Here is a 23,354-nt window from a genome sequence, read left to right on the forward strand (position 1 = left end):
AGGGCAATATGCACTGAAGTGTTGAATTCAGGTCATCAAATTCCTTTATCACCCTGCAAAGTTAAAGCACTACATTGTTTAATTCAAGGAAAAGCCTCCGAGAGCGTGTCCCGGAGGCTTTAAGTTGGAACAAAAACTGTTCCGACCTCGACCGATTAGCAGTCGAAGTAAAGGCTGTACTCGTGCGGATGAATGCGGATCGCTACTGCTTTCGCTTCATCACGTTTGAGGTTGATGTAGTTATCAAGGAAGTCTTTCGTGAATACGCCGCCTTCAGTCAAGAACTCGTTGTCAGCTGCCAAAGCATCAAGTGCTTCTTCCAGGGAAGCTGGCACACTGCGGATGTTTTCTTTGTCTGCATCAGACAGGTCATAGATGTTTTTATCGAGCGGACCATATCCAAGCTCAGTTGGATTGATTTTACGTTTGATTCCGTCCAAACCCGCCATCAGCATTGCGGAGAATGCCAGGTAAGGGTTAGCTGTGGAGTCAGGTGTACGGAACTCGATACGACAACCCTTCGGTGTCACAGCTGCAACCGGAATACGAACTGCTGCGGAACGGTTACCTTTGGAGTAAACCAGGTTTACTGGTGCTTCGTAACCAGGTACGAGACGTTTGAACGAGTTCGTACTAGGGTTCGTCAAAGCGATCAGTGCCGGAGCATGGTACAGAATACCTCCGATATAGTGCAAAGCCATTTCACTCAGGTTAGCATATCCCGTTTTGTCATAGAACAATGGGGAATCGCCATCAAAGATGGATTGGTGAACGTGCATTCCGCTACCATTATCACCGAACAATGGTTTTGGCATGAATGTTGCTACTTTGCCATATTGACGTGCAGTGTTGTGCACGATGTATTTGTATGCAAGCAGGTTATCTGCTGTTTTCTTCAGTGTATCAAAACGGAAGTTGATTTCGGCTTGACCCGCTGTCGCCACTTCATGGTGATGACGCTCGATTGACAGGCCAGCTTCTTCCAAAAGGCGACACATTTCGCTACGAATATCTTGTTGTGTATCCACTGGTGCTACTGGAACATATCCGCCTTTAGTACGAACTTTGAAGCCCAGGTTTCCGCCTTCTTCCTGACGGTTGGTATTCCAAGAAGCTTCTTCGGAATCTACGAAGTAGGAAGAGCTGTTCGTGCCGCTCTCATAACGAACATCGTCGAAGATGAAGAACTCGGATTCAGGTGCGAAGAATGCTGTTGTACCTACGCCACTTTCTTGCAGGAAAGCTTCTGCTTTTACTGCGATACTGCGTGGGTCACGCTCATAACGCTCGCCATCCGGAGTGAAAATATCACACATAACATTCAATGTAGGGTGTGCAGTGAACGGATCGACATAAGTCGCTTCAGGGTCTGGCATCATAACCATATCGGACTCTTCAATCCCGCGGAAACCTTGGATAGAAGAACCGTCAAAAGCTACTCCATTTACGAACGTGTCTGCATCAACAGCCGAAGCTGGCAACGAGATGTGATGTGCACGACCAGCTAAATCTACAAAACGAAAATCTACCCACTCGATGTTGTTCTCTTGAATTGATTTCAATACGTTTTCAACCGACATGTATTCGTCCTCCCAAATATTCCGAACATTAAACAACCCCACTAAGAAAATGTCTAAATTCGAATTTTTTTCTGTCGTCATTATAAATTTTAAAACATGACATCGTCAATACTTATGTAAGGTATTTTTTGAAGGGATGTTAGATATACTCACACTTTATAAATAACCTAAATTCATATAACAACTAGTTTTATATACATTTAACTGATTTAATGCGGTAAAGCGACCCCTATTTTAACCTAAATCATGGGAAAAACTTCACATCATAAATGTTTCTTATCACTATTGATTAATAAATACGTTCAAAACTGCAAAATATGCAAAAAACCGAGCATCTACCTGATTTCGTCACAATGAACGAGATCAGAGGAGATGCCCGGATGATGATCCAGACCTTGACTATGAATTCTTATTACACGCCTACACGTGCCGGGAAAAATTCTGCCGGTTGTTTGGCTGTGCTGAATGATTTACCCACGATTGGTGCCAATTTCTCCAGATCCTGCAACAGGTTAGCGAATTGGTCAGGGAACAAGGATTGCACACCATCTCCTGTCATGGAGTTATCTGGATCGGTATGCATTTCAATGATCAGGCCATTGGCACCTGCAGCAACGGAAGCTTTTGTCATCGGTTCCACCAGTTCACGTCGTCCAGTACCATGGCTCGGATCAGAAATAACCGGCAAATGGCTCAGAGACTGCAGAACAGGGATCGCGGACAGATCCAGCGTATTCCGTGTGTAGGATTCAAATGTACGAATACCACGTTCACACAGCATCACATTGGGGTTACCACCCGCAAGAATGTATTCAGCCGCATTCAACAATTCATCGTATGTCGCACTGAAACCACGTTTCAACAATACCGGTTTACCACACTCGCCCAATTTGCGGAGCAGGTCAAAGTTCTGCATGTTACGTGTACCTACTTGCAGAATATCTGCGTACTCGGCGCAAATATCCACATACTCAGGTGTCATGACTTCTGTAATGGTCAGCAGATCATGTTTCTTGCCTGCTTCCGCCATCATGATCAATCCCTCTACGCCCGTTCCCTGGAAGCTGTAAGGACCCGTACGAGGCTTAAACGCTCCCCCACGTAAAACTTGCCCACCAGCAGCTTTCACAAGCCCGGCGATCTCATCAATCTGTGCAGCGGATTCAACCGCACATGGTCCGCCCATGACAACAAGTTCTTTTCCGCCGATATCTACACCTTTGATGGAGATCACCGTATCTTCCGGATGGAAGTCGCGGCTTGCCAACTTGTAGGACTTCGAGATTTTAACAACATTCTCGACACCTTTCATTTGGCGAAGATGTTCTTGCATTTTAGGTTCAACTTTACCAATCAAACCAATGATAGTACGATCCTCTCCGCGAGAGATATGCACCTGAAGCCCTTCTTTTTCAATAACTGCAACGATATCCTGAATCTGTTCCTCCGGTGTAGCCTTGCCTGCAATAACGATCATATTAAATCCCATCCTTCCTTGTATGAGAGCACAATAATTTCTTAACGTGCATCTGATTAAATATAAAAACTCTGTCGCGCTTAAACGCTTGTTCGCTTTTAAGCTTTTATCCGTTAAAGTGAATATACCATAGTTATCTTATTGCGTCAAGGTACACATTCCTTATCCATATACAAAAAGAATCCTGCTCCACAGGCTCCGACATTCGGATCTGTATAACAGGATTCTTCTCATTCACATCTCGTTTGCAATTCACATACACTTAGACTTACTTTTACATTTCCTTTGCCCTAAGTTGTACGTGTTTTTTCTCGAACTGGAGGCAGCAGTTTGCTCATGTTCACGGTACGTTTGATCTCCCACGTCTCCGGCTTGTCATGTTCATACTGCTCCAGGTAAAGGATGACTTCCTTCGTGATCGGTGTTGGTGTTGATGCACCCGAAGTAACCGCCACCTTATTGACACCTTTCAGCCATTCTTGCTGAATCTCGGAAACATCAGATACACGGTAGGCCGTAACACCCGCAATCTCCTCCGACACTTGTGCCAGACGGTTGGAGTTATTGCTGCGAGGATCACCCACAACAATAACCAGATCTGACTGCCCCGCCTGTTCAGCGACAGCTTCCTGACGCACTTGAGTCGCGAGGCAAATCTCATTATGAATCTCTGCGCCCGGAAACTTCTCCAGCAGACGACTCATAATGTGTTTGATATCCCACTGGCTCATCGTTGTCTGATTTGTAATAAGGATTTTGCCTGGAGATACGTTCAGCTCTTCGATCTCTTCTTCCTTCTCGATCAGATGAACGAGATCTGGTGCAACACCAACGGCACCTTCTGGTTCAGGGTGATTCTTTTTGCCGATATAGATGATCTGATAACCTTCTGCCGTCTTCTCCCGAATGAGATCATGGGTCTTAGTGACATCAGGGCATGTTGCATCCACTGTTGTCAACCCTTTGTCCCGTGCCAACTTGCGCACTTCAGGAGATACACCGTGAGCTGTGAAAATAATCGTGCCACTCTCCACTTGGCTCAAAATATCCATCCGGTTCGGACCATCCAATGTAATAATACCTTCATCTTCAAAGGAATCCGTCACATGTTGGTTATGCACAATCATACCCAATATATAAATAGGTCGTGGTAAATCCAGATTGCGTGCCGCTTGACGCGCGAGCACCATCGCATCCACAACGCCGTAACAATATCCACGCGGCGAAATTCGTAGTACTTCCACTTGGTTGCCACCCGCTTTCTTTCTCGGCAACGTTGCCGATGTAATTGCAGTCCTGTCTATTATACCTTTATTCGATAGGCGGAGCAAAGACAACCGGCAACCAGATAATAAAGGTGGTTCCTTCTCCACGTCTGGTCACAACCTCAACCGATCCATGGTGTTCCTCAATAATCCACTTCGCAATTGAAAGTCCCAGACCGATGCCCGGTGTAGCCCCACGGGATTCATCTGCCCGATAGAAGCGATCAAAGATGAACGGCACTTCGTCCCGATCCATCCCAATACCGGTGTCGCTGATGCGTAGTCCTACCTGACCTTTGTATAATACGGCATCCAGCGTCACAGAGCCTTCAGGTGTGTATTTAAACGCATTTTCGATGAAAATAAACAACATCTGTTGCAGATAGTCCTTGCTACCGTTCACATAAATGCCATTAAGGATGGAAAAATCTCCTGGAAGCCAGTCTGCCTGACGATCCAGAAATTGTGCTCTACGTGCCACTTCCTGTACAAGAATCTGCAGCGGGGTCGGATTCAGTTCAATTTTCTGACCCGTATCCGCTCTCGCCAGCGATAACATGTCGCTGATCAGCCTGCTCATACGTTTTCCCTCGTCCGCCATATCTTCAATGGCTTCCAGCGACATTTGTTTGACAGTCTCCTCATCCAGATTCGGTCGGTCGGTCCCCTCCTGATCCCACAGCTTCTTCAAGAAGTCTACGTTCCCGCGAATGGTGGTCAGCGGCGTACGCAGTTCATGCGATGCATCGGATACAAAGCGGCGCTGGGCAGCATTCGTCTCCTCCAAACCGCGGAATGACAATTCTGTACGTTCAAGCATATTATTCACCGTTTCAATCAGACGCCCGATCTCATCCTTCGGCCCAGCATATTGAATACGTACACTTAAGTCATCTCCAGATTGAATCTGATTGGCGGCATCAATGACAGTCACGAGCGGACGCATCGACTTGCGGGCCAGAACAAGACCTGAGGTTATAGCCAATGCCATAGCCACCAGCCAGCCAAAAACCAAAATATTAAGCAACGCCTCCAGCAAGCGCTGCTGTGAACTTACATTGGCTCCTACCTGAAGAATTCCACGTACTTCATTGGTTCCCTGAAGAGAAAGGGGGAGCTGATTCACCAGAAACGGCGTCCCATCCACATAGATCTTGGATATGCCTCGGTCTTTAAGTATCTCATTGGCTTTTAATACCGGAAACTGAATCCCTAATTTCTCCATATTACCCGAAATTCTGCCTGAGCGACTCTGATAATCCCAGAGTTGAATATAGATTTGTGCCTCCTGAAGCTGACTCTCTGTAAATGGGTCCAGATCCAACGACTGTGAAAGAGGATTAACACCGATCTGCTCCGTAATCCGGGTACTCTTCACCTTCAATTGCTGTTCGACTTCCTGATAGGAGTTAAAATACACAAAGGCATAGATTACAACGCCCCAAAAGATAAGAACAGCCGCCAAAATGCCAGAATACCATGCGGTTAGTCTTAACCGGATGGACATATCAGGAGTCACCTCTCAGGATATAGCCGGCTCCCCGGATGGTCTGGATTAGACGCTTGCCACCGTATTCTTCAGTCTTCTGTCTGAGCATGGCAATGTATACTTCAAGCACGTTAGACTCACCGCTGTAATCATAACCCCAGATTTTATCCATAATCAGATCACGGGACAGTACCCGTCTTGGATTTTGCATGAACAGATTCAACAGTTCGAATTCTTTGGCAGTCAGCTCCAGACGCTGCCCATCTCGCAATACTTCACGTGAGTCATTGTCCAAAATGATATCTTCATACATTAAGCGGTTGTCCGGCGTACCCGCACTATCTGACTTGCGGCGCAGCAATGCACGGACACGTGCCAATAATTCTTCCAGCGCAAAAGGTTTTACAAGGTAGTCATCGGCTCCTGTGTCCAGTCCGGTCACCCGGCTCTGTACTTCATCCTTGGCCGTCAGCATTAAGACAGGCACTTTGCTGCCTGCTTCTCTCAATCTGCGACATACCTCAAATCCGTCAATCTGCGGCATCATCACATCCAGCACAACGATGTCCGGCTCCTTGTCCATCAGTTTACTGAGGCCTTCGGCTCCGTTGGAAGCCGTCTGTACCTCATATCCTTCAAAAGCCAGCCCCCGGCGGAGCATGGATACAATTTTTTCGTCATCATCCACAATTAAAATAGTTGAGCGCATGGTCTTTCTCCTTTATCCTAACGTTTTATCCCATTGTAACAGGCAGAAGCACAATCTGCATCTTCAAGTGGGCGTCTCCAATCCGTCCTGGTCCATTGTAGCCTTGCTTCATCAGGGCAAAAAAAACGGAAGGGCCTTCAAACCCTTCCGTTCTGTTAATCCTTACCCGATATTTATGGTTGCTGCTGTTGTGTATCTGTGGTTTGTGAAGTATCAAAATCATTTTTGTTGCCGATTTTGATTTTCAGATCCATTTTCTTACCGTCACGCACCACGTTTAATGTCACTTCACTGCCGATTTCCTGTTTCTTGATAAAATCAATCAGATCTTGACTTGTCGCGTAAGGGGTACCGTTGGCACCTGTGATGATGTCATATGCACGAAGATCTGCTTGGTAAGCCGGTGATTGGAAGATCGTGCTGGCTACGACAGAACCTTCAGTTATATCTGTTCCCATTTGTTTAGCAACTTCAGGCGTGAGAGCCATCAGAGATGCACCGATAAATGGTACTGGCTCTTTGGGAACTTCTTTGTTTTCTTTGAGATATTTAACGGCTTCAGAGATGACGCTCGACGGGATCGCAAAACCAATCCCTTGTGCATCTGCGCTTACTGCAACGTTCATTCCGATAACTTCCCCATTCAGGTTAAGCAACGGACCACCGGAGTTACCCGGATTAATCGAAGCATCGGTTTGCAGCAAATGGCTGTACTCACGTGTTTTTCCTGTTTCTTCATCTGGAATGCTGATCGTACGTTCTTTGGCACTCAGTACACCTGCTGTAACCGTATGTTCGAATCCTTCAGGATTACCGATAGCTACAAGCCACTCACCGACTTGAGTACTGTTGGAATCACCCAGTGGAGCTACAGGGAACGCATCGTCACCACTGTTTTTCTCAATTTTCAATACAGCCAAATCCAGATCAAAGCTGCTTCCCAGCAATTTAGCCTCATAAGGCTTGCTGTTGTTCTCCAGGGTTACCTGGATTACATCTGCACCCTGAACAACGTGTTGGTTCGTCAGGATATATCCTTCTTTGTCAAAAATAAATCCGGAACCAATGCCTAGTGGTACCAATTGATTACTGCCTTGCTGTGGTTGCTGGCTCTGGCCTTGATTGCCTTCCGTTCCGCCCCCATTACCAAAGAAGTATTGGTACAGTGGATCGCTTGTATTCGATCCACCCTGCCCAGCACCTGTACGTGAGGACTGCTTCGCGAGTGTTTCGATTTTGACGACAGCCGGACTTGTACTTGTTACAACGGAAGACACATCTTCTTTGCCTGTTGGCAGTAACGACGCTGTGACATTGTTGCCTCCGCCTGTGTTTGTGGATGCTTCCTGTCCTGCACTTTGATTGTCCGTGTTCGTAAGTGCCGTCTCCGGTGTGAACATGTTTGTTCTGTCAGCTGTGTACATGAGAACCGTGATGACCAACATACCGGCAATAAAGGAAAATAGAAGTGATCTTACGGAAGAACGCGGCTTGCGGTTATTATAGTTCCAGTTGCCTTTGCCGCCATTCCCTTGATCTCCACCGTTACCTGAGCCGTTTCCACCGCCTGCTGATGATCTTTTCGCTTGTTCGGATGATTCACTATTATAGTAAGTAGGTACGGGTCTCACCGGATCAGGTTTTGTAATCTCTACATTTCCTTCTTCACGCTGATTATTGCTTCCCATGTGATTTGCTGTATCTTCCTGATTCACGGACTGAAAAGGTCCATAAGAATAATAATAGGAGGATTCGTCCGTTCCGGAAGAATTGCGATTCTCCGTTTGTTTGGTTTCGTTTTCCTCGTCTTGACGGTTCGATCTATAGTTGCGTTCGTCCATGCCTCTCTACCTCCCAATCTCTTATTCCCAAGAGATATTCTTTAACTGTCCTTATTTTGTACTTTAAACCTTAACCGTACCTTAAAAACAATTAAAAAGGAGATAAAAGCACGTAAGAATAGACTCTTCTCCCCGTCATGACAGCATTTTACCCTTTCGTTTTCACCCAGCCCTGACGATGCGCATAGATGGCCAATTGTGTACGATCGTCCATCTCACATTTCATCAGCAGGTTACTCACATGTGTTTTGACGGTTTTGATACTGATATGTAATTCTTCTCCAATGTCTTTGTTGGTCTTCCCCTCTGCAATAAGCAGCAGCACTTCCTTCTCCCGTTCAGTCAGACCCGATTCACTCTCTCTCGCTGTACGTTGTCTGATTCCCCGGGTTAACGCCTGCGACACATCACCTGTCATAACAGGCATGCCTCTATAGGCCCCTTGAAGAGCATAGATCAATTCTTCAGCAGAGACTGTCTTCAGTACATAACTTACCGCACCCGCTTCAATCGCTTGCACAACCAGATCATCCTCCAGGAAACTGGTGAGCATCACAATCTTCATCCCTGGAAATTCAGTCATGATGGCTTTTGTTGCTTCAGCGCCATTCATTACCGGCATCATCAGATCCATTAGAATCAGGTCCGGCATTTCACTATCATTTAACTTACGTAACTGATCAAGCGCATCCTGCCCGTGGCCCGCTTCTCCCATCACATGAAAAGTCGGTTCCAGCATCAGATATGTTTTCAACCCCATGCGCACCATATCATGGTCATCCACAATCATTACGTTTACTTTACCACTCATTCCGTCTCCCCCTCTGGTTCATTCAGGAACGTTCGGGAATTTCGGGATCAATACCCGTACCGTCGTTCCCGCTCCCGGTTTCGATATAATCTGAACTTGCCCCCCAAGCTTCTCCGCCCGTTCACGCATGGTAGATAACCCGTATGAACCCGGACGCTCCGCTTGCTGTAAAAATCCCTGACCATCATCGCTGATGCTCATGCTGATCTGATGTTCACTCTCCCGTATGGACAGACTAACCACTCCAGCCTCTGCATGCTTCACGACATTGGCAACTGCCTCCTGAATAACAAGAAACAGCTGGTGCTCAATGGCATCCGAGATTCCGCCATCCAGTTCCAGCTCTTTCACACCTTTAAGACCATTTTGCCTGCAATAATCAGGAAACCAGCTATCCAGTGCTGCGGTGAGGTCACGCCCTTCCAGCTCCACCGGTCGAAGTTGGGCAATCAGTCCTCGCATCTGACGCTGTGCAATATGTGACATCTGAATTAACTGGTCCAGTACTTTACCACCATGTTCCGGATTCATCTCCAGCAGACGAGGTAAGGACGAAGCCGACATATGCATGGCAAACAGCTGCTGGCTAACCGTGTCATGGAGGTCCCTTGCCATTCGTTTGCGCTCTTCAAGCACAGCCCGCTCCGAAGCTTGCTCCTTCTCAATGACTTCCTGCTCACCGAGGCGCTGAAGCAGTCTCATCTTTTTCTCAATCGAATCCATCATGACATTGAACTCCTGATAGACACGACCAAACGAAGCGTCATCCGCTTCAGGCATGCGCACCGCCAGATTACCCTTGGACACTTTCAACATGTTGAGATCAAGCAGGTCGATCTTGCGTTGAAGTCGTAATGCAGCGATATATCCGGTGATAACGGTGGCCAGCACAACAACGGCAACATAGGTCCATGCCCGCTGACGACCAGCCCCCATCAACACCTCTCCATACAATAGATAGAATCCGCCCAGCGTAATCAGACCCGTTAGCGCAAAATACATCATCAGTTCCCATTTATTGGCCTTGAGAATTGTTCGAATCATGCGTTAACCCACCTTATTCACTTTGACGTCTCCGATAAACACACTTACAATAATCCGAACCTTTTTGCTTGCTTCATGGTAATGGGCAGTTTCAGCCTGGGCACTACTCAGGAATCCGCCGCGTTTCTGGTTCAACAGTGACATATCTCCAATGAAGGAATTTGTCGTCACCGTCACACCCAGGTCCATATCCTCTGGAACAAATACTTTCACATCTCCAATAAATGAAGAAATAACAATCTTTGTCTCACCGTATGGAATCTGTGCTTTGGTCAAATCAATTACAGTATCTCCGATAAAAGCCGAGATGTTCATTGGTTTTAACGAGAACACTTCCTGCCCCATGTATAGATCACCGATGAACGCCGATTTATTAATGGTATTGCCACTGCCATAATCCCCATAACCATTTCCGTAGCCATCATCATAATGTTCTCCATATCCGGTATCGTTAGAGTTATACGATTGATGTTTCTTCTTATATTGATGCCCTTGTGATGATGAATCCGTTGATCCTGTGAAATGAGGGCCATGTGCATCGTTCTTCTGTTCCTGTTTTGGTTTGCCGAATGTTTTCTCGAACTGTTCGTCAAACGATGACGGCATCTCCAGATCCTCCGGAGCCAACGGTTTATAAGGTTGCTCAGGTGCTGGAGGTGGCTGCATCTTGTCATGATGTTTCCGATCACGACGTCGTGGCCCGATAAGTACAAACAATCCTCCGCCAATCAGCATAACCGGGATCAGATAACGAATGAACTCCCCCATGGAGTAATCAATCCATCCCAGGTTACGGGCAAGAAAGTAACCACCGATCGCCAGTACAATTACGGGTCCAATAAAGGCGTAACCCCCGTTGCGACGAATCTCGGAGATTCCTTTGACCCCCCACCAGATTAGAAATAACGGCCAATATGTTCTGAAAATATATCCTACATCAATGTCATAGCCCAATTGTCTGAACAAGATCATCGCACCAATAGCAATAAGAGGTATGCCAACCCACCAGCGGTCACGCGTCGATCGTTTCATCGCTCATGTCTCCTTTGTCTGTATTATGTATCCAGTGTAACTCAGACAAGACAATGAGAACAGCGGCGGCAGATGGAATTCATCTCGGTCTCGAGACTGAGATGGGAGGATATTAATGTAAAAAACTTCGCATATGTAAAACACCCCGGAGCTGCTGCTCCAGGGTGCTGAATCATCATTTGATTAATGAATCTTCAATTATTTTTTGTATTTTGATGCTTTGCCTTGACCTTGGCCAGTTTGGCCTGTGTTTTCTACACCGAACTCGGCATTGTATTTTTCATCAGGTGTTTGGAAATTATCTTGTACTTTGTTTTGAGCAGATTGCTTCACTTTTGCTGCTGCATTCTCTTCTCCAAACTCTGCATTGTACTTCTCGTTTGGCGTTTGGTACCCTTGTGATTTTTTAGCCACAACGAATCACCTCTCTCTTCATATTTACGATGCATTGCTGCACCGCGGGGTTCGTCCCCAGTCAGTATTATGTGAAGAGAGCACTTCAGTTATTCATGTTCAACATGTGAAATTAAATGGCCTTGTCCAACCACGAATCCGGTACAGATTTGTACACGTCGATTGCATCAGCCAACTCGCTGAGCATCTTTTCTGTGCATTTCCCAGCGCCTTGCCTGATCACCTGTACCTCCACATCTTTTTTGCCCCACTCTTTGTACACTTGCTTGGTTGTCGGGAAATACAGATCGATTTTATTGCCTTTGATCGCTGAACCCGTATCTGCAACAATTCCGTAACCATAACCTGGAATGTACAGAATGGAACCCATTGGGAACAATTTTGGATCAGCTGCAATCGTGGAAACTGTTTCTTTATCACGACGTACTTTGACACCGGAATAAGTAATTCCGTATTGAGGATGTTTGGGTCCTTTTCCTGTAGACTCAACACCTGCCGTATATCCCGTTGCTGTAACCTTTTGTGTACCCAGAATTTGTTCTGAACGCGGAGCAAGCACCGGCATAGACGGATCTGCCACTTGTTTCTCTGGAAGCTCAGGTCTTGGAATGACCATTGGTTGTGGTGACCACAATAAAGCCATATACACCATGGTCGTCAACTGAGCCTCATCGCTGTATTGATGGCTAACCTGTTCCGGAAATTCCTGAATAGACTTGCTCGAAGTTTCAATAATTGGACCTTCAATGCCGCTGCTCTGACTCTCGACATGCAGTACTGTACTTTCCTCTTCAAATGTATAGGCATCCGCCTGATTCAGGTTGATCATCATCCCGGCGAATATTACACAGCCAACCAATAAACCCCGTATATGTTCCTTTTGAATTGAGAATTGCTTTTTCATTGTATAACCTCCCCCTCACTGCAAAGGTTTTCCAAAAAGCAATTAATCTATACTTTTTACTGCAAACACTACGAAAAAACGCCTGAATAACATAGGTCAATCCCATGTTATCCAGGCGTTATGCAGAGTGACAGCGCAACTTATGCACTGGCTATCTGATAGATCATTTGTTCATTTATACCAAACGTGTTGCAATTTCCTCTTTCAGTTGAGCGATAATTTCATCAACCGGTTTCATGCCCAGATCGCCTTCTCCACGCTTACGCACGGATACTGCTTCTGCATTACGCTCATTCTCACCAACAACAAACATATAAGGCATTTTCTCAAGCTGCGCCTCACGGATTTTATATCCAAGCTTCTCGTTCCGCAGATCGGCTTCAGCAGAGATTCCCGCACGTTTCAGCTTCGCTTCCACTTCACGCGCATAATCGTCGAAGTTTCCGGATACCGGGATCACTTTTGCCTGTACCGGAGACAACCACAATGGGAAAGCTCCTGCAAAGTTCTCCAGCAAGAATGCTGTGAAACGTTCCATTGTACTAATTACACCGCGGTGAATAACGACCGGACGATGTTTCTGTCCGTCATCTCCCACATATTCAAGTTCAAAACGCTCAGGCAATAGGAAGTCCAGTTGAACCGTAGACAATGTCTCTTCTTTGCCCAGGGCTGTTTTGATCTGAACATCCAGCTTTGGACCGTAGAACGCCGCTTCACCTTCAGCTTCATAGAAAGGAAGGTCAAGTTCTTCCACAACTTCACGCAGCATGCGTTGGGACATCTCCCACATCTCGTCGTTCTGGAAGTATTTCTCGGTATCCTTCGGATCGCGATAGGACAGACGGAAACGGTATTCGTTAATACCGAAATCCTTGTAGACTGTTTGAATCAACTCGATAACACGAGCGAACTCTTCTTTGATCTGATCCGGGCGTGCAAAAATGTGTGAGTCGTTCAGTGTCATTGCACGTACACGATGCAGACCTGTTAATGCCCCCGACATTTCATAACGGTGCATCATACCAAGCTCGGCAATACGGATTGGCAGATCACGGTAGCTGTGCATGCTGGACTTGTACACCATCATATGGTGAGGACAGTTCATTGGACGGAGAACAAGTTCCTCGTTATCCATAACCATTTTCGGGAACATATCTTCCTGGTAGTGCTCCCAGTGTCCAGATGTTTTGTACAATTCCACGTTACCCAGAACTGGTGTGTATACATGCTGGTATCCCAGGCTTTCTTCCAGATCCACAATATAACGCTCCAGAGTACGGCGCAGCTTCGCACCGTTAGGCAACCAGATTGGCAAGCCTTGACCGACCAGTTGGGAGAATGTGAACATTTCCAGCTCTTTACCCAACTTACGGTGATCCCGTTTTTTAGCTTCTTCGAGGAAGTGCAAATGCTCGTCCAGCTGTGCTTTTTTCACAAAAGCCGTACCATAGATACGTTGAAGCATTTTGTTTTTGCTATCTCCACGCCAGTAAGCACCCGCGACATTCATCAGTTTGAACACTTTGATTTTGCTAGTTGATGGTACGTGAGGGCCACGACACAAGTCGAAGAATTCACCTTGCTCATAAATCGTAATCACGCTGTCCGCTGGCAAATCACGAATCAACTCAAGTTTGTAAGGATCGCCCACTTCTTCGAACGTTTTGATCGCGTCCTCGCGGCTAACTTCCTTACGTACAATTGGCAAGTTCTCATTCACAATACGTTCCATTTCCTTCTCGATCTTTTGCAGATCTTCAGGATTGAGCGCATGTTCGAGGTCCATATCATAGTAGAAACCATCTTCAATGACAGGGCCGATACCGAGGCGTACCTCTTGGTTACCATATAAACGTTTCACTGCTTGAGCCATCAAGTGAGCTGTACTATGACGCATCACTTCAAGTCCTTCTGGTGAATCCAGAGTTACGATCTCCACCAATGCTCCCTCATGAAGTGTTGTGGACAAGTCCACCACGATACCATCCAGCTTGCCGGCTACGGCATTTTTGCGCAATCCGCTGCTAATTGAAGCGGCTACGTCCTCAATGCTGCTGCCATCCGCGTACTCACGTACCGAACCATCCGGTAATTTAATGTTCACTGCCATTTGTCTCATTCCTCCTGTTAATGTAACCTTCGTGTCCAGATATTTATGGACTGATTATCTATTGCTATTCCAGTCATTTTGCAAAGGAACGCAAAAAACACCCGTCCCGACAAAGGGACGAGTGATATATACTCGTGGTTCCACCCTAATTCAGCTGATTCATCCCTATTCGGAAATACAGCCCTCATTGGCATGACGATAACGGGCATGACCCGGCAGATCCTTACTCGCGGATAATCCCCAATAAAGGCGATATTCTAACTCCACTTTCAAAATTGCAGCTACAAAGGGGTAAACCATACGTGATATCCGGAGGAAATTTCAGCCTAGGTTCCTCTCTCTGCACCGATCTTGCGTGTGGTTGTTGTCTTTGTCAACGCTTTTGGTTCAATGGTTCACATGAAAAATTCATGGATCAACAGTTATTATAATTGCCGAGATCACTTGCGTCAAGACCTGTCAACAATCCTGAGCGCAGCACTTCGCATTCCGGGCAATGATGACATATTTGCACTTTGTCTTCAAAGATCTGGCATATGGTCGAGATGATTGGCAGATCCGGGGTGCGTGTATGGAGCATGACCTTCTCAGGAGAGATCGAGATGAGTGTACTTACAATCATATCTTCGATATCCATCTCCAGTTCCAGACCCGGCATTTCCACAACGACCTGTTCATCCTTTTGCACGGGTAACAGATTAAGTCCAGCATCCAGGACCTGAAATTCATGCATCCCCTTGTGTACAAGATGAACCAGAGGTACTTTGGCTTCTTGAAAAAACACAAAATATTTTAACAGCCCCATAAACTCTTCATACTGCCGATCCATCCAGAACTCATCCAGCGCATACTCCACTAATTCCTGAAGCTCCTGCTTATATGGCCGTATGCGGAAGTTGATAATGCCTTCAAGGTGAAAAAAGTGAACATCCTCCAGGTCCTGCCGTAGTCCACCGGCTAACGTAGTACGGCGGCGCTCCCGAAGTCCGGGCTGATCCAAATCACCATTTAATAGAAGTGGCATGCAGATTCGATTGACCTTCTCCACCTCATGCTCATCCATGACAGAACACGCCTTGGCGATCATATCCTCCACCATGCTCCGTTCTTGTGTCTCCATAATGAAGTCGGCGAGTCCAAGGGAGAGCAGATCACTGATTCGGGGAAGCCATTGTTGGAAGTCTTCGTGATTCTCATTCCCTCTGCACATCCAGGTTGCTCTTCCATCATTATGTTTGAAGGTGAGCCGAAATCCTCTTTTACTTATATGTAAACCTTTGGTTTTTTCCTTAACACAACGATAAAATTGATCCGCTTCCTCTTGCCCCGATACATCGGTCCATACAGCAAACAGTTCCACAAGAATCACTCCTTTCCTTCCTGTTCAAAGTATATGGCAAGGCCGATGGGGATATACGAAGCGGATTGATGGAAAGCGTGTCATGATTTCTCAGTATATTATAAAGAGGTTTGGAGTTAAGACAAAAATGTGTTATTATTTTAATAACAGTATATTTCACGGGAAAGGAGGGAAGCCAAAATGAGACAACAACCTAGAATACTCCACTACACTATCATTATCATTTTGTGCGTTTTCCAAGCCTTGTGCTTCCCTATTCCGATGCAGTCCGAATCTGCCGTTGGGGTGTCTGTAGAAGCAACTTCCAACAAGGAAGTGCTGTTGCAAATACCCGAATCCCAGCAGAAACCTGTCATTCGCAAATATCCACAAGTCATGTCCAAGCTGATTGCGGTTACGCATAATAAGCCTGTCTTTCTTGTCCTCGCATTGTTATTGATGCTGCGAATCCCTACAACGGGTCTGTCCTTTAAACCGTGGTATTGTCTGTTTAAACGCAGATTATTTCTGCTACCTATTAAGTTTACCAGCATGTATGTATCCCTCACCCCTATAGCACCAAAATACGTGAACGCTCTTTAGTAGCCGTTACGACGTATTTACAGGTTGCTTTTGCATGGAGACACCTCTGTATTTAAGACGGTGTGCTTGTGCATAACTTATAACCCTTTTAGCACACGTTAGATAAACCAATGTTTATGACAGTACCTGTTTTTGTTGTTCCCACACCGACAAATTCAAATCATATGGCTGTGTCAGGAATTTCTGGCTCTGTTTACCCGCATCTTTTGATGTTCCCTTGAGCAGCAGATTAATCATTTTCGGGAAATAAGCCTGTCTTCTATGGCCAGCCCCTAATTATAAGGAGGCAACAATCCATGGATGTACGCGAAACAGACTTGCCGGGAATCGGCAAAAAATTTCAGATTGAAACAAGCAGCGGTGATAAAATTGTCATTATTATTCACGATGACGGTCGCCGGGAAATGTACCACTTCGAGTATGATGATCCCGATCAAAGCATCTCGATGATCACACTTGACGATTACGAAGCACGACAGATTGCTGCTATTGTTGGCGGATTAACTTACAAACCAAAGCAGCTTGAAAATATTGAAGTAACGTTTGACGACCTGATTATCGAGTGGTACAAAATCGAACCATCCTTCGGAAGTATCGGCAAATCCATCGGTGAATTGGACGTACGTCAAAACTCTGGGGCAACGGTTATCGCCGTTGTAGAGAAAAATCACAAAAAACACATCAGCCCAGGTCCGGAGGTAGTTATCAGTGCAGAATCCACGGTGGTAGCCGTTGGCGAACGCAATCAGCAGAAACTGTTTAAATCCCTCCTCCTGACTGGAAGGGGGTAAATAGATGGATCATTTGATATTCGAAGTAGGTCTGGCCCTTGTGCTCATTGCGGCAGCCGGCCTTTTATCGGCAAAACTAAGATTTTCGGTCGTTCCATTTTATATTCTGATCGGGATGGCCGTTGGGCCACATGCCATGAAAATCTGGCATCTGGACTTCCGTTTTATTGAGAGTCAGCCTTTTATTGAATTTATGGGTCGGATCGGTATCCTGTTCCTTCTCTTCTACCTTGGACTCGAATTCTCGGTAGGTCGTTTAATTAAATCGGGTCGCTCTATTGCAGTTGGCGGCTCGATCTACATCGGCATTAACTTTACGCTGGGATTAATATTCGGTTTTGTGTCCGGTTTCCCAGTTGCAGAAGCACTTATTATCGCAGGTATAACTACCATCTCTTCCAGTGCCATCGTGGCCAAGGTACTCGTCGATTTGAAACGAACGGCCAATCCGGAAACAGAGATGATATTGGGTATTATTATGTTCGAAGATGTATTCCTCGCTGTATATATCTCGATCTTGTCCGGACTTGTGCTTAGTGATTCATCCTCCATCGGAGGCGTCATCATGTCCGCACTTATTGCCCTCGGATTCATGCTTATCGTGATTATCCTTGGACGCAAAGCAACACCGCTACTAAACAAATTGCTTAAAATTCGATCGAATGAGCTATTCTCTCTCGTTGTATTCGGAGCCTTGTTCCTAGTAGCCGGTTTCTCTGAAACCATTCATGTTGCGGAAGCAATCGGTGCATTGCTGGTTGGACTGGTGCTTGCTGAAACAGATCATGCAAAACGGATTGAGCACTTGATTCTGCCGTTCCGTGACTTCTTTGGAGCAATCTTCTTCTTCAGCTTCGGATTGTCCATTGATCCGTTGTCCCTGGGTGGCGATGCCGTATGGTTAGCTCTGATTGCAGTTGTTATTACATTGTTCGGTAACTTCCTGGCGGGTATGCTGGCCGGGCGCAGTGCAGGACTATCACCCAAAGCATCGGCGAATATTGGATTAACCATTGTGTCACGGGGTGAGTTTTCCATCATCTTGGCGAACATGGGTAAAGCCGGGGGACTGTTGCCAATGATTCAACCGTTTGCCGCGCTGTATGTCCTGATTCTGGCCATTCTGGGTCCTTTATTAACCAAAGAGTCCAAACATGTATTCCGTTTATTGGATAAAATATTCAAGTTCAAAGATCCTCGGAAAAAGAAAGAAGAACCAAAGGTGCTGCAGAAAGAAGGATAACACCTATGTCTGTACAGAACAGACATACTAACGTACTTCGCGGCTCTTACGTCGATCTTTCTGTGACTAACCCAGGGAGAATGGCTCGAAAGCCGCACTAAGGAGGATGACCTATGAAAGCACCTCTGATATCGGCTAATCCGGTGCCAAACACCGCCAAGACCAGGATATCGTCTACCCGCCGCTGGTTAAACCTGTTTCTCGTTATTGCGGGCGGAATTCTGGCCTCCGTGGGACTTGAATTGTTCTTACACCCCAATAAGATTATTATTGGAGGCATTACCGGCATTTCCTCACTCTTCGCCCACTGGACCGAAATGAGGATTGGTTTGTTCCTATTTTTATTCAATGTGCCGTTTATATTTCTGTCTTACAAGATTGTGCAGAAGAAATTTGTACTGGTAACTGTTCTAGGTCTGGTTGTCTTTTCGATCGGTGCCATTGTGCTTCATCCCATGCCGCCACTTGTAGAGCATCCGCTGGCTGCCGCCATGTTTGGCGGATTGTGCCTCGGACTCGGAATTGGGCTCGTCGTGCGGTATGGCGGGACACTGGATACGCTGGAAATCGGTGATCCGTCTTCCCGCCCACCTGAACGTGTATTTAGCGGAAAACGGATGCTTATCGAAAAAATAATCATGCTGCTTAACTTGTTGATACTGACAGCCGCTGGTGTTGTCTTTGGCTGGGACCAAGCGATGTATTCCGTAATCGCCTATCTTATTGCTTATGAAATGGTGTACATTGCGTTCAGGGGCTTCTCTTCCAAACGCAAAGTATGCATATTGACTACACAAAGCTCTCAAGTTGAAAAAGCTGTACGCAAACGGCTACGCCGTGAACCTGGAATTCTGGAAGCCACTTCTGACTCAACACAACTCGCGATGGCGGAAGGATGGATCAGGCAAATCCCGGGTGCACTTTATTATGAGGTACATGTGCTGGAGATGATCTGGTTGAAGTCCATTGTGCGTCACATTGATCCACATGCGGGCATTGTAACGAATCCGGAAAAATAATAGCTCATGTAAGTTGAACTAAAGATATTTACACTGACACTACGATGACAGAACAACCTTCCAATCGCTGTTATCCCCAGATTTTTTCTATTCCCTTTTCTCAAGGGAAAAATCCGGGGATAGCGTATGCTTTCGAAGTAGCTTTCTTTCAGAAAGCTTTTAGGCGAACGCTTCGCTTTTTCAGGTTTTTTCTGTCCTCGTCGTTATCGTGTAATTTTAATTCAACTTACAAAAAAAGCTCTCTTCCCCTATGGATGGACAGTATTGTCCACCAAGGTCAGAGAGCTTTTTTTCTGTTATTATAATTAATTGTTATTATAGTTCAACGATAGCTTTGACTACATGTGAATCTGGCAATAGCCATTGGTCTATTGCAGAAGGTAACTCATCAAATTCCACTCGGTGTGTGATATAACCATCCATGCTTAATTTCTTTTGACGCAAGGTTGACAGGACCTGTTCAAAATCTTCACGGGTTGCGTTTCGACTGCCTAGGATGCTCATCTCCCGCTTGTGAAACTCAGGATCATGAAAGGTAATATCCGCTTTCACCAGTCCAACAAAAATGAGTTGACCACTATGCGCCACATATTGAATGGCCTCATTCATGGAATTCACGTTACCTGTTGCATCGAAGACAGCTGTAGCATAGTCGCCTCCCGTAATTTCAGCCACTTGTTGTACAGAATGTTCATTGGCCTGTACCAGGTCATCCGCTCCAGCCCAAGTCCGGCTAAGCTCCAGCCTGTCCAGATTACGATCAACGGCAATAACACGCGCCCCCGCCTGTTTGGCGAATGCCATCACACCCAATCCAATGGGGCCAGCTCCAATCACAACTACATGCTCACCAGGTTTAATTCCTGCTCTTCTGACGGCATGGGCTCCAATGCTTAATGGTTCTACCATTGCCGTCTCATCCAGTGTCAAACCTTCTGCTGAGAGCAGATGTGAGACAGGCACGCTGATTTTTTCTCTCATGCCTCCGTCTACGTGCACACCCATGACTTGCATGGACGCACAACAATTGGTTTTTCCACTGCGACATGCAATACAGTGACCGCAGTGCAGATACGGAATAATACTTACCTGATCCCCAGGCTGTAATCCTGCGTCGTTCGGACCGATTTCTTCAATAACAGCCGCCAGTTCATGACCCAGAACACGAGGATAGGTAAAAAATGGCTGGTTGCCTTTGTACGCATGCAGATCCGTTCCACAGATCCCAATCCGCCGAATGGCAACCAGCGCCTCTCCTTCTGCTCGTTCCGGTTGAGGCAGGTCCTGGAGCTTCAATTGATCTATTTCTTCACATACAATGGCTCTCATCGTTGTTCCCCCTTGGATGCTTCTGCTGTCGTGTTGCTTGGCTTCGTATTATATTCAGGTCGTCCGCTTGACCACGTCTCATTATGCAATGGAGCCAGAATGCACAGCACTTCATCCAGCAGGCTCTGATCGATCGGTTCTTCAATCCAGGCTGCGTTATTAAGGATATTGCGCTGGCTGGCACTGCTCACCAGTGTTGTCGGAATTCGTTCATTCGACGTGGAGAATTGCACGGCCAGCTTGGCAATGTCACTGCCTTGTTCTGCACAGAAGCGGGCAGCCTTCAGGCAGAGCTCTTTCACCCGATCATCTGCCGGATGCCAGGCAGGAGCCCCTCGGGTACTCAACAAGCCCATAGAAAGAGGCGAAGCATTGACAAGGCCAATTTCTTTTTTTTCCAACAAGGGCAATAACGATAATAATGAGGTATCATTCAATGAATAATGACAATACGAGATGATCGCATCCGCATCGATCTGTGGCAGAACCTTCTCGAACAACGGTAAGGGCAATCCACAAATGCCCGCATGTCGTATTACTCCCTGCTCTTTCAGACGCAGCAGCGTTGGAAAAGCTTCTTCGATAATAATCTCTGCTGGCACAAATTCTATATCATGCAAGAACAGAATGTCGATATAGTCTGTATGCAATCGATCCAGGCTCTCTTGCACACTATCCAGAATCCGCTGACGTGAAAAATCAAACTCATTTTCCCCATACCGTCCGGCTTTGGTTGATAACATATATGAACTGCGCGGCAAGCTGCGGATGGCTTCACCCAACACTGCCTCCGCTTTTGTCAGCCCATAGTAAGGCGAAACGTCTATGTAATTCATCCCCGCATCTACGGCCGCATGTACAGTGCGAATCCCTTCGTCCCGATCAATGTCACGAAATACAGAACCGAGTGAGGATGCTCCAAAGCTCAATACAGGTACGTCCATTTCCGTCTTGCCAAGTATTCTTCTCTTCATCGGTTTACCCCTTCCAGTGTGTCTGACTACACAAGTTCCCTTTCATTGTAACAGTTCAATTTCAATATAAAATATCGCCAATTGCGTAACATGTACTGTTTGATGACCTCGAACCGCAGAAAGAAATCAAAAAGCCCGCCGTCTCTCCAAACGGAGTAGTCAGCGGGCTTGGCTTCATAAATACTTATCTAACGATCAGAGTTTATGGAGAGTAGTATTGAATTAATTAGAATTAGTTCTGCATTACGAAATCTTCATGCACGGCATTCTCTTCGTCGAACATACGCACGATGTCATATCGGGTGTTACGTTGTGCCGGGATATAACCGGACTCCCGAATCAAACGCAGAATGGATTCAATGTTAACTTTATATGTTGCACCAGCAGCAGATACAACGTTCTCTTCGATCATTGTGCTACCAAAGTCATTACAGCCAAATTCAAGCGACTTCTTACCGATCTCAGGACCCATCGTTACCCAAGAGGATTGAATGTTCTTGATATTATCCAGCACCAGGCGGCTGATGGCTACAGTTTTCAAGTACTCTTCTGGCGTCTGACGCTCCAACTTAAGGTTGGTATTGTCTGGCTGGAAGGTCCAAGGAATGAATGCCAGGAAACCTTCGGAGTCATACTTGTTCGCAATACATTCGTCCTGAGCTTCACGTACACGGAGCAAGTGTAATGCACGCTCTTCCATCGATTCACCAAGGCCGATAACCATCGTTGCCGTGGTATTCATACCGATGCGGTGTGCAGTTTGCATAACGTCCATCCAATCCCGCCATGAACCTTTCAAGCGGCTGATCTTCCGACGTGTGCGGTCATCCAGAATTTCAGCGCCGCCGCCAGGCAAGGAATCCAGACCAGCTTCGTGAATGGCGCGTACAACCTCTTCCAATGTAAGACCATCGGAAACTTCAACCATTTTCATAATCTCAGCGGGTGAGAAAGAGTGCATCGTGATGTTCGGGAAACGCTCTTTGATGGCTTTCAACAGGTCTGTATAATAGCTGAAAGGCAAGTTCGGATTCGTTCCACCTTGCATCAAAATCTCGGTACCATTCACATCTTCCGTTTCCTGAATCTTCTGGAAAATAACTTCGTCCGGAAGCACATAACCTTCATCAGAACCAGGTCTGCGGTAGAAAGCACAAAAACGGCAGTACACATCACACACGTTTGTGTAGTTGACGTTACGCCCAATTACAAATGTTCTGTATGGTTCAGGGTGCATGCGTTTCACAATGACATTAGCAGCTGCCCCGATTTTGTCCACTTCATTGGATTCAAATAGCTGAATCGTGTCTTCCAAGTCCAAACGTTCGCCCCGAAGGGCTTTATCTAAGATACGGTCTACCGTACTCATCGTAAAAA

At 46.2% G+C, this 23,354-nt stretch carries 20 protein-coding genes; 4 read left to right on the forward strand and 16 right to left on the reverse strand.

What is annotated here, in order from left to right; translation table 11 throughout:
* Window positions 1-155: 155 nt before the first annotated feature.
* The 13 genes from glnA to J2Z28_RS03030 form a co-directional block, all read right to left on the reverse strand.
* Entirely contained in the window at window positions 156-1,580 is a 1,425-nt protein-coding gene (gene glnA, locus J2Z28_RS02970; protein WP_211081132.1) for a type I glutamate--ammonia ligase, read from the reverse strand.
* 412 nt (window positions 1,581-1,992) lie between these two features.
* Window positions 1,993-3,057: a 3-deoxy-7-phosphoheptulonate synthase gene (gene aroF, locus J2Z28_RS02975; protein ID WP_036610039.1), complete on the reverse strand. Its 1,065-nt coding sequence runs from the start codon at window positions 3,055-3,057 to the stop codon at window positions 1,993-1,995.
* A 290-nt stretch (window positions 3,058-3,347) separates the two neighbouring features.
* Window positions 3,348-4,301: a 4-hydroxy-3-methylbut-2-enyl diphosphate reductase gene (locus J2Z28_RS02980; protein ID WP_211081133.1), complete on the reverse strand. Its 954-nt coding sequence runs from the start codon at window positions 4,299-4,301 to the stop codon at window positions 3,348-3,350.
* A 67-nt stretch (window positions 4,302-4,368) separates the two neighbouring features.
* Entirely contained in the window at window positions 4,369-5,829 is a 1,461-nt protein-coding gene (locus J2Z28_RS02985) for a sensor histidine kinase (RefSeq protein ID WP_211081134.1), read from the reverse strand.
* 1 nt (window position 5,830) lies between these two features.
* Window positions 5,831-6,520 (reverse strand): response regulator transcription factor, encoded by a 690-nt coding sequence (locus J2Z28_RS02990; RefSeq protein ID WP_036610048.1) that lies wholly within the window; start codon window positions 6,518-6,520, stop codon window positions 5,831-5,833.
* Between the two features lie 173 nt (window positions 6,521-6,693).
* Window positions 6,694-8,361: a S1C family serine protease gene (locus J2Z28_RS02995; RefSeq protein ID WP_211081135.1), complete on the reverse strand. Its 1,668-nt coding sequence runs from the start codon at window positions 8,359-8,361 to the stop codon at window positions 6,694-6,696.
* Between the two features lie 148 nt (window positions 8,362-8,509).
* Window positions 8,510-9,172 (reverse strand): response regulator, encoded by a 663-nt coding sequence (locus J2Z28_RS03000; protein ID WP_017689597.1) that lies wholly within the window; start codon window positions 9,170-9,172, stop codon window positions 8,510-8,512.
* An 18-nt stretch (window positions 9,173-9,190) separates the two neighbouring features.
* A complete protein-coding gene (locus J2Z28_RS03005) occupies window positions 9,191-10,216 on the reverse strand; it encodes a HAMP domain-containing sensor histidine kinase (protein ID WP_036669825.1) in 1,026 nt (341 codons plus the stop codon).
* Between the two features lie 3 nt (window positions 10,217-10,219).
* Window positions 10,220-11,248 carry a cell wall-active antibiotics response protein LiaF gene (gene liaF, locus J2Z28_RS03010; RefSeq protein WP_036610055.1) on the reverse strand — a complete coding sequence of 343 codons (1,029 nt, stop codon included), beginning with the start codon at window positions 11,246-11,248 and terminating at the stop codon, window positions 10,220-10,222.
* Between the two features lie 198 nt (window positions 11,249-11,446).
* Complete coding sequence (locus tag J2Z28_RS03015; protein ID WP_036610057.1) at window positions 11,447-11,662, reverse strand: hypothetical protein; 216 nt, start codon at window positions 11,660-11,662, stop codon at window positions 11,447-11,449.
* Window positions 11,663-11,774: 112 nt separating this feature from the next.
* Entirely contained in the window at window positions 11,775-12,314 is a 540-nt protein-coding gene (locus tag J2Z28_RS03020) for a 3D domain-containing protein (RefSeq protein WP_081595013.1), read from the reverse strand.
* Between the two features lie 427 nt (window positions 12,315-12,741).
* Entirely contained in the window at window positions 12,742-14,679 is a 1,938-nt protein-coding gene (gene thrS, locus J2Z28_RS03025; RefSeq protein WP_036669815.1) for a threonine--tRNA ligase, read from the reverse strand.
* A 415-nt stretch (window positions 14,680-15,094) separates the two neighbouring features.
* Complete coding sequence (locus tag J2Z28_RS03030) at window positions 15,095-16,039, reverse strand: putative sporulation protein YtxC (protein WP_211081136.1); 945 nt, start codon at window positions 16,037-16,039, stop codon at window positions 15,095-15,097.
* A gap of 180 nt (window positions 16,040-16,219) precedes the next feature.
* Here J2Z28_RS03030 and J2Z28_RS03035 point away from each other — a divergent pair, with 180 nt between their 5' ends.
* The 4 genes from J2Z28_RS03035 to J2Z28_RS03050 all read left to right on the forward strand — a co-directional run bounded on the left by J2Z28_RS03035 (window position 16,220) and on the right by J2Z28_RS03050 (window position 19,674).
* The gene (locus J2Z28_RS03035; RefSeq protein WP_211081137.1) at window positions 16,220-16,621 is read left to right on the forward strand and encodes a hypothetical protein; all 402 of its coding nucleotides are present in this window, start codon (window positions 16,220-16,222) and stop codon (window positions 16,619-16,621) included.
* 296 nt (window positions 16,622-16,917) lie between these two features.
* A complete protein-coding gene (locus J2Z28_RS03040) occupies window positions 16,918-17,412 on the forward strand; it encodes a cation:proton antiporter regulatory subunit (RefSeq protein WP_036610059.1) in 495 nt (164 codons plus the stop codon).
* A gap of 4 nt (window positions 17,413-17,416) precedes the next feature.
* Window positions 17,417-18,655: a cation:proton antiporter gene (locus J2Z28_RS03045; RefSeq protein ID WP_211081138.1), complete on the forward strand. Its 1,239-nt coding sequence runs from the start codon at window positions 17,417-17,419 to the stop codon at window positions 18,653-18,655.
* Window positions 18,656-18,768: 113 nt separating this feature from the next.
* The gene (locus J2Z28_RS03050; protein ID WP_051447155.1) at window positions 18,769-19,674 is read left to right on the forward strand and encodes a YitT family protein; all 906 of its coding nucleotides are present in this window, start codon (window positions 18,769-18,771) and stop codon (window positions 19,672-19,674) included.
* Between the two features lie 315 nt (window positions 19,675-19,989).
* Here the strand turns inward: J2Z28_RS03050 and J2Z28_RS03055 are convergent, their stop codons facing one another.
* The 3 genes from J2Z28_RS03055 to mqnC form a co-directional block, all read right to left on the reverse strand.
* On the reverse strand, window positions 19,990-21,003 hold the full coding sequence (locus J2Z28_RS03055; protein WP_211081139.1) for a zinc-binding alcohol dehydrogenase family protein: 1,014 nt from the start codon (window positions 21,001-21,003) through the stop codon (window positions 19,990-19,992).
* Window positions 21,000-21,977, reverse strand: a complete 978-nt coding sequence (locus J2Z28_RS03060; RefSeq protein WP_211081140.1) for an aldo/keto reductase — start codon at window positions 21,975-21,977, stop codon at window positions 21,000-21,002. Before J2Z28_RS03060 ends, J2Z28_RS03055 begins: the two co-directional genes overlap by 4 nt.
* 232 nt (window positions 21,978-22,209) lie before the next feature.
* Window positions 22,210-23,346 carry a cyclic dehypoxanthinyl futalosine synthase gene (gene mqnC, locus J2Z28_RS03065; protein ID WP_211081141.1) on the reverse strand — a complete coding sequence of 379 codons (1,137 nt, stop codon included), beginning with the start codon at window positions 23,344-23,346 and terminating at the stop codon, window positions 22,210-22,212.
* Between the last annotated feature and the right edge of the window lie 8 nt (window positions 23,347-23,354).

The sequence above is a fragment of the Paenibacillus xylanexedens genome, assembly GCF_017874615.1.
Lineage (GTDB): Bacteria > Bacillota > Bacilli > Paenibacillales > Paenibacillaceae > Paenibacillus > Paenibacillus xylanexedens.